Origin of the sequence: Rhodococcus sp. 14C212, from assembly GCF_011058195.1 — a bacterium.
GTDB classification, from domain to species: domain Bacteria; phylum Actinomycetota; class Actinomycetes; order Mycobacteriales; family Mycobacteriaceae; genus Rhodococcus; species Rhodococcus aetherivorans.
Genome location: NZ_JAALEH010000077.1, coordinates 20,902 through 27,766, shown reverse-complemented (window position 1 = coordinate 27,766; position 6,865 = coordinate 20,902). Strand labels below are relative to the sequence as shown.

General features: G+C 72.3%; 7 protein-coding genes and 1 pseudogene. 1 reads left to right on the top strand and 7 read right to left on the bottom strand.

What is annotated here, in order from left to right; translation table 11 throughout:
* The 6 genes and pseudogenes from G6038_RS23925 to G6038_RS23900 form a co-directional block, all read right to left on the bottom strand.
* A pseudogene (locus G6038_RS23925) lies at positions 1–263 on the bottom strand (hypothetical protein); the annotation flags it as partial.
* 110 nt (positions 264–373) lie between these two features.
* The gene (locus tag G6038_RS23920) at positions 374–1,357 is read right to left on the bottom strand and encodes a diiron oxygenase (protein WP_165040382.1); all 984 of its coding nucleotides are present in this window, start codon (positions 1,355–1,357) and stop codon (positions 374–376) included.
* A complete protein-coding gene (locus G6038_RS23915; protein WP_165040380.1) occupies positions 1,344–2,252 on the bottom strand; it encodes a prephenate dehydrogenase/arogenate dehydrogenase family protein in 909 nt (302 codons plus the stop codon). Before G6038_RS23915 ends, G6038_RS23920 begins: the two co-directional genes overlap by 14 nt.
* Positions 2,249–4,348, bottom strand: a complete 2,100-nt coding sequence (gene pabB / locus G6038_RS23910) for an aminodeoxychorismate synthase component I (protein ID WP_165040378.1) — start codon at positions 4,346–4,348, stop codon at positions 2,249–2,251. The genes G6038_RS23915 and pabB overlap by 4 nt, the downstream gene beginning before the upstream one ends.
* 8 nt (positions 4,349–4,356) lie before the next feature.
* On the bottom strand, positions 4,357–4,722 hold the full coding sequence (locus G6038_RS23905) for a chorismate mutase (RefSeq protein WP_165040376.1): 366 nt from the start codon (positions 4,720–4,722) through the stop codon (positions 4,357–4,359).
* A 247-nt stretch (positions 4,723–4,969) separates the two neighbouring features.
* Positions 4,970–5,308, bottom strand: coding sequence for an RNA polymerase-binding protein RbpA (locus G6038_RS23900; protein ID WP_165040374.1), 339 nt, complete (start codon positions 5,306–5,308; stop codon positions 4,970–4,972).
* A 212-nt stretch (positions 5,309–5,520) separates the two neighbouring features.
* Here G6038_RS23900 and G6038_RS23895 point away from each other — a divergent pair, with 212 nt between their 5' ends.
* A complete protein-coding gene (locus G6038_RS23895; RefSeq protein WP_165040373.1) occupies positions 5,521–5,853 on the top strand; it encodes a hypothetical protein in 333 nt (110 codons plus the stop codon).
* A 29-nt stretch (positions 5,854–5,882) separates the two neighbouring features.
* Here the strand turns inward: G6038_RS23895 and G6038_RS23890 are convergent, their stop codons facing one another.
* On the bottom strand, positions 5,883–6,491 hold the full coding sequence (locus G6038_RS23890; protein ID WP_165040371.1) for a hypothetical protein: 609 nt from the start codon (positions 6,489–6,491) through the stop codon (positions 5,883–5,885).
* Between the last annotated feature and the right edge of the window lie 374 nt (positions 6,492–6,865).

Genomic DNA, 6,865 nt, shown 5'->3' with positions numbered 1-6,865 from the left:
GCCCCCGTCCCCGCCACCCGGGGGGCTCCCGACACGGCGCCGATCCGGGCCGTCGCGGCCTCCGGTGGCCGCGGATCGGGCGCCGCCGGGGTCGGCGGGGGTGCCGCCGGCGCCGAAGAGGGGTCGGCGGCGGCGGAGGTTCGGCGTTGACGCTCGCGCCAGGCGCGCGCGCGTTCGGCGCTGTTGGCGTACTGCTTGCGGCGCCCGCCCGTTGCCGGGGTCTCCCCGATCGGTGTGCCGCGCGACGAGGCTGCATCGCTCACGACCGCAGATTACCAGGGCGAACACCTTCGAACGTTCGAGTAAAACGTTCGAAGGTCACGAATCGGCCAGTCCCGCAAACGTTCGAATCGTTCGTTCGATTTCGGTCGTTCTACCAGGTGACAGGCAGATCGTCCGCGACCCCCAGGTCGGTGCACAACCGGCGGATCGCGCTGCAGTCCTGCACCACACGCCGCGGATGCGGCGCCGCCGCGGTGTCCGCGAGCATCTCCCGCCCGCCCGGAACTCGCTCCGCCTCCACGATCGCCGCCCAGGTTCCCAGGTCGCTGCCGGTGAAGGCCTCGATCCCGGCGGCCAGGGCCTCGAGCAGCTGCGCCCGGTCACCGGGCCCGAGATCGGTGAACACCATCTTCAGCAGCTCGGCCGCGAGGGAGGCGTGGCTGAGCTCGTCGCGCCGGTGCAGGGCCACCGTCGTGCGGTTGACCGGCTGCAGATCCTCGTCCTCGGTCATCAACCCGAGGAACGCGCTGATGGAGGTCTCGGCGACGGTGGTGAACGCCAGCAGGATCAGGGCCTGCACCCGCGGATCCGGCGCCGCGTCGACGGCGGCGCGGTGCTCGCGCACGGTCCGGCACGGCGGCAGCGCCGACTCGGGCATCCGCCAGCCGCGACGACGGCGGATCACCGCGCTCGCGTTGAGATGCATCAGGGTGTGGTACTGCTCGTCGACCATCGCCTGCAGCACCCCCGCGGTGACGGTGTCCGACGGTCCGACCTCGAAGAAGTCCGTCGTGATCAGCGCGAAGCCGGGATTGACCACGTGCTGCTCGATGTCCATGACGTTCTTGTTGTACGCGATCCATCCCCAGCCCCGCAGCCGGGCCCGGCGCTCCTCGTCCAGGGCGCGGTACACCGGGTGGGTGTGGAACGGCACGAGTTCGTCCGGGAAGTCCAGCCGGGTCGGATCGAACAGCTCGTCGAGATCGGGTTCGCGCTTCTTGACCGTGGCGCGCCGCCCCCACGACCGTGCCAGGCCCCGCACGACGGCACTCTCGACGACGTCGTGCGGATCGTGGTCCGGCAGCGCGGGCGCGAGCAGCGGGCCCCGGGCCCCGGACAGATCAGGCTCGGCCATGGCGGCTCTCCGTTTCCTCGTGCGTCAGATCCGCGAACAGTCCCGCACACAGCTCACGGTACCGGTCGGCGTCCGCGCCCAGCGGCGTTCCGGCCCGGGCCAGCAGGTCCGCGAACCCGGCCACCGAACCGGCGCCGACCACGGCGTCGAGTTCGTCGAGGGAGGCGCGCAGCGCCGCCCGGGCGGCGGCCGCATGCGGGTTGCCGGCCTGCACGTCGAGATACACCTCGGGCGCACCGGCGGTGATCCGCGCGAGCAGCGCCCGCAGCAGCACGTGCGGCGGCGGGGCGGTCGCCGCCGCCACCGACGGGGGCACGTCGAGCCGGCCCAGCGCCAGCCCGAACGCCAGGACGGCTGCGTGGGTGGCGGCCTGGGTGGCCGCCGCGACCCGGTCGTGCTCGTCCGCCGTCAGCCGCACCACCTGCGCACCCCACCGGCCCAGCCTTCCGAGCAGCGACTCGACCGCCGGGCCGGGCCGGTGCTCGACCACCGCCACCGGCCGGCCGGCCATGCCCAGCGCCGGTGCGAACATCGGGTTCAGCCCCACACACTGCACGGACCACCCCGGCTCGCGCACCGCCCGCGCCCACGCCGACTTCACCGACAGCGTCTCGACGAGCACCGCTGCCGGCGACAGCAGCGCACCGAGCGGGGCGGCAGCGGCGAGGGCCGCGGTCTCGGGTAGGGCCAGCACCACCGTCGGAGCGACCCGTACCGCGTCCCGCATCGCCGCCGTGGGGACGGTGACATCGCCGCGCAGCGCGGCCGGGTCGTCGCCGGCGGCCGGGTCGATCACCACCACGGCGGTGCCGTCGCGGCGGAACGCCTCGACCAGCATCCGGCCGACCGCGCCGGCACCGCCGGCGACGACGACGGGGCCGGCCGCGTCGTTCACGCGCGGGGGCCGTCCTCGGGCGGCTCGTTCACCGACAGGGTGCGGCGCATCGCCACCGCCTTGACCATCGTCTCCTCGAGTTCGTCCGCCGGATCCGACAACGCGACGATGGCGCCGCCGATTCCGAAGCCCACCTCGTGCTCGGTGGCGACCATGGTGCGGATGACGATCGACAGATCCGCCGCCCCCGTCGGGGACAGGTATCCCAGCGCCCCCGAATACACGCCGCGGGGGCCGTCCTCGAGCTTGTCGATGATCTCCATGGTGCGCAGCTTCGGGGCCCCGGTCATCGACCCGCCCGGGAACGCGGCCCGCACGCAGTCCACCGCGGTGGCATCCGGGCGCAGCGTCCCCCGGACCGTGGAGACAAGCTGGTGCACCGCCGCGTACGTCTCGACGTCGAACAGCTTCGGCACGTGCACCGAGCCGGGTACGCACACCCGCGAGAGGTCGTTGCGCACCAGGTCGACGATCATCAGGTTCTCCGATTGGTCCTTCTCGCTGTCGAGCAGGCTCTGCCGCAACGCCCGGTCCGCGTCCTCGGTGGTGCCACGCGGCCGGGTGCCCTTGATCGGCTTCGACTCGACCACCCGGTCCGGGCCGATCCGCAGGAACCGCTCCGGCGAGGCGCTGAGCACCGACACCTCCGGGAACCGCAGCAGGGCGCTGTACGGGGTCGGGCTGAGTTCCCGCAGCGTCTCGTAGGTGCGCAGCGGATCCACGCTGCGCTCCACGGTCGCCGCATTGGTCAGGCACACCTCGTACGTCTCGCCGCTGCGGATCTCGGCGATCGACTGGGCGATCAGCTCGAGATACCGCTGCGGGTCGTGCCGCAACCGCACCTGCGGATCCTGCTCCGCCCGCACCAGCGGCGCCGTGGCCGGCGTCGTGGCGGACTCCGGCAGCGACTCGAGCACCGCAGCGGTCTCGTCGAACCACGCGGCCGTGGCCGGCTCCCCGGTCCGCTCGCTCAGCGCCAGCAGATAGCAGCAGCGCGCCTCGTGGTCGAGCACCACCGCGCGGTCGGCGAACACCATCGCCGCGTCCGCGATGGGGGAGGTGTGCACCAGCTGGCCGCCGGTGTCGGCCTTGAGCTCGTACCCCAGATAGCCCACATACCCGAGGGCGAACGCGAACGGCAGGTCGTCGCGCCGGGCGACCGTGCGCTCGGTGAGGCGACGGTCGACGTGGTCGAAGAAGGTGGTGTGGAACTCGGCGACCGGTTCCCCGGCCCGCTGTTCGCGCACCAGGGTCTCGGCGACGCTGTAGGTGACGAACTCGGCGCGCGGTCCCGATCCGTCCCCGAGGATGGAGAACCGCGAGTTCGGCTCGGTGGCGGCACTGCCGTCCAGCCAGAAGCTGTGCGGGCCCTCGGCGAACAACGCCTCGAACACGCGCTGCGGGTCCGGGTTGTGTGCGATCCGGCGGCTCTCGAGCACCAGCGCCGGGGGCCGGGCCGTCGGCGCGGGAGGAAGGGCCGGCTCCGGCGGGTGGGGCCTGGCCGGGGTCGCGTCACGGAAGTTCGCCAGCAGTTCGCGGCCGTACTCGGTGCAGATCGATTCGGGGTGGAACTGCACCCCCCACAGCGGCCGGGTCCGGTGGGCGACCCCCATGAGCAGCCCGTCCTCGGTCCAGGCGACGGCCTCGAGCTCGTCGGGCACCCGGTCGACGACCAGCGAGTGGTACCTCACCGCCGCGAACGGCGAGGGAATGCCGGCGAACAGCCCGGTGCCGGTGTGCCGGATCCGCGAGAGCCGTCCGTGCACCGGTTGCGGGGCGCGCACCACGTCGCTGCCGAACAGGTTGCACAGGCCCTGGTGGCCCAGGCACACCCCGAGCACCGGCAGACCGGAGTCGAGCAGGGCGTGGGAGCTGATCCCGAAGTCGCGGGCCCGGTCGGGCCGCCCCGGCCCGGGGGAGACGACGATGTTGTCGAACCGGTCCAGGTCCAGGCACTCCCACGGGGTGTCGTTGCTGACGACCGTGGGCGCCACACCGTTGACCTCGGCAAGCAGGCTGTAGAGGTTGTAGGTGAACGAGTCGTAGTTGTCGATCAGCAGGGTGCGGATCGAACCGGCAGGCGGCGGCGCGGCCATGACCGCCCTCAGGTCCGGGTCTCGCGCAGCTCGGCCGACGCCGAGCCGGTGCCGTCGATGATGAGGTCCTCGACCCGGCACGCCTCCGCGATGAGCAACGCGTACAACGAGTGCAGGAACTCGGACGACATGGCGTTGCGGTGTGCGTAGGTCTCCGCGCGGTCGTGCACGACCTGCATCCGCCCCGGCTGCAGCATCGGGATGGCGTGCCGCTGTTTCAGGTGCGCGATGCGGGCGCAGATCCGCAGCCGGTCCCGAACGTCGTCGAGGAGCCGGGCATCGACGCGGTCGAGTTCGGTGCGCAGCCCGTCGAGCAGGCGGTCCGGCGTGGATTCGGCGGTGGCGCCCGCCCTGCGGTCGTTGCTGTTGTCCATTGCTTCTCGCCCCCTGTACCACGTCCCGAAAGCCCAGTGGGTCATTCCGTTTCGCGTCGTCCGAGGTCGCCGGTCCGAGAATCCGGCCGGTGTTCGATCATGATGACACGCGCGCGAAGGTGCTGTCGGCGTTTGATCTATTTGTGCCGTGCGCGCAACACGGCCGACCCCCGGGGCCCGGGATGCACGATGCCGCCCCCGGGACGGATCCCGGGGGCGGCATCGTGGGGTGCCGGTGGGCGCGGTGTCAGGCGCCGCGCCGCTTGGTCTTGAGCAGTTCGAGGCGCTCCTTGAGCAGCTCGTCGAGCTCGTCGACGGAGCGACGCTCGAGCAGCATGTCCCAGTGGGTGCGCGGCGGCTTGACCTTCTTCGTTTCCGGTGCCGCGCCCTCGACCAGGGAGCCTTCCAGGCCGTTCTTGCAGATCCAGGTGCCGGGGATCTCCGCGTCGTCGGCGAACGGAACGTCGAACTCCTCGCCGTTGTCACAGCGGTAGCGGGCGATCCGCCGCGGCGCCAGATCGTGGTCACGGTCGGTCTCGTAGCTCACCGCCCCGAGCCGGCTGCCTCGCAGTACACGATCTGCCATGGTGGTGTCCTCTCTTGTGTGCTCCGCCCGGTGCGCTCGCCTCCGAGGGGGGCGAGCGTCCACAGTGCGGTCGACATCGGCGGATGCCGACCACTCTTGTCAACGCCCGCGCGGTCGAATCGGTTCCCGACCGCCCCGGGGCCGTGGGCGCGGGTCATTCTACCGGGCCGCCCCGGTTGCTCCGGCGCCACGGGCCGGTAGGGTGTGCGGCCATGACCGGACGTACCCGTAAACCGGAGAACTGCCTCTGGTGCGGCCGGCCGGTCGCCGACGCCCCGCTCGGGCGCCGCCGCCGCTATTGCCGCCGTTCGTGCCGCCAGCGGGCCTACGAGCACCGCACCCTCGCCCGGGAGGCGGGCCTGCCGGAGGACGCGGTGGTTCTGACCGCCGACGAGGCGACCGCGGTCGCCGACCGTGCCTTCGAGGTGCGGTGCGCGGCCGAGGACGTCGCGACCGCGGTCGGCGAGGGCGCAGGTCCGGAGGAACTGGCGCCCCTGTGCGCCGACCTGGTGCGCCTGGCCCGCGCCGCCGAGCGGCTCCGCTGAGCTGGGCGCCGCCGAGCCGGCGGCGGCCCTCAGGCGAAGAACGCCCCCATCGTGTACACCACCTGGCAGAAGGTGCCGTCCACGTACTGCACGGAACCGAACAGTGCCGACAGCACCGGCCCGGTGCCGGTGTCGAGGGTCTTCGACAGCTGCGGCACCCCGCCGACGGTGTCGTCGAGGGTGGCCACGCCGCCGCGGAAGTTCTCCATGTTCAGCCACACGAACGTCAGGTCGGCCCGCGCCGGCAGGGTGGGGATCGTGGGAGAGACGAAGATCTTCAACTGCCCGATCTGGACGGGCGGCACCGCGTTGGGGCCCGGCTGGGCCCAGCCGGTGGTCATCGCGTACGGGGTGAAGCCGCCGCCGCAGCCGAGCCCGAACGTGGGGGCGGGCTGCATGAACGGCTGCGGCGTGTTGCGCGGCGGCGGCTCGAACAACGCGGGGGTGCGGGCCGCGTCGAGCAGGGATTCCACCGCCCGCAGCGCCTCGGGGGAATCCGCGGCGGCCGCGGCCCGCAGCGCATCCGGCGGCAAGCCCGGGGGTGCCGGCTCTGCGACGGCATGGGCGGGCACGGCCACGGCGACGGCCGCGACGGCCGCGGCGGAGAGCGAACGAACGGTCCATCGACGCTGCTGCATCCAGAGCTCCTCGAGGATGGGACGGGCACGGGCGACGGCGTGGTCGGCTCGACAATAGGGGGACCGGGGCCGCCGCGGGCGGTTTCCGGGGTCCGGTTCGAAAAGCGGTTACCGAAACTGTGATTCGAGCGCATCCGGTGACCGGATCGCCATCGAACGGTAACAAATCCCCGTCGATTCGCCGCGAGCGCCACGACAGGTCGCCTCTCCGGTCTCGACTCGGGATCGATGTGGCCCGAGGGGTCGATTTTTCGGTCCGGTTTCGGGCCGAGACGTCGTCGCGGTGGTCTAGCTTGAGGGAGCGCTCCTGTCACACATTCGAGGGCGCGGACGATCGAAGGGGAAAGGGCTACAGCCACGTCGATCCGACCGAG

What these genes read in the sequence shown, in the direction of transcription:
- G6038_RS23920 (WP_165040382.1), bottom strand. Translation starts at nt 1,357, where the DNA reads ATGGCCGAGCCTGATCTGTCCGGGGCCCGGGGCCCGCTGCTCGCGCCC.
- pabB (WP_165040378.1), bottom strand. Translation starts at nt 4,348, where the DNA reads ATGGCCGCGCCGCCGCCTGCCGGTTCGATCCGCACCCTGCTGATCGAC.
- G6038_RS23905 (WP_165040376.1), bottom strand. Translation starts at nt 4,722, where the DNA reads ATGGACAACAGCAACGACCGCAGGGCGGGCGCCACCGCCGAATCCACG.
- G6038_RS23900 (WP_165040374.1), bottom strand. Translation starts at nt 5,308, where the DNA reads ATGGCAGATCGTGTACTGCGAGGCAGCCGGCTCGGGGCGGTGAGCTAC.
- G6038_RS23895 (WP_165040373.1), top strand. Translation starts at nt 5,521, where the DNA reads ATGACCGGACGTACCCGTAAACCGGAGAACTGCCTCTGGTGCGGCCGG.
- G6038_RS23890 (WP_165040371.1), bottom strand. Translation starts at nt 6,491, where the DNA reads ATGCAGCAGCGTCGATGGACCGTTCGTTCGCTCTCCGCCGCGGCCGTC.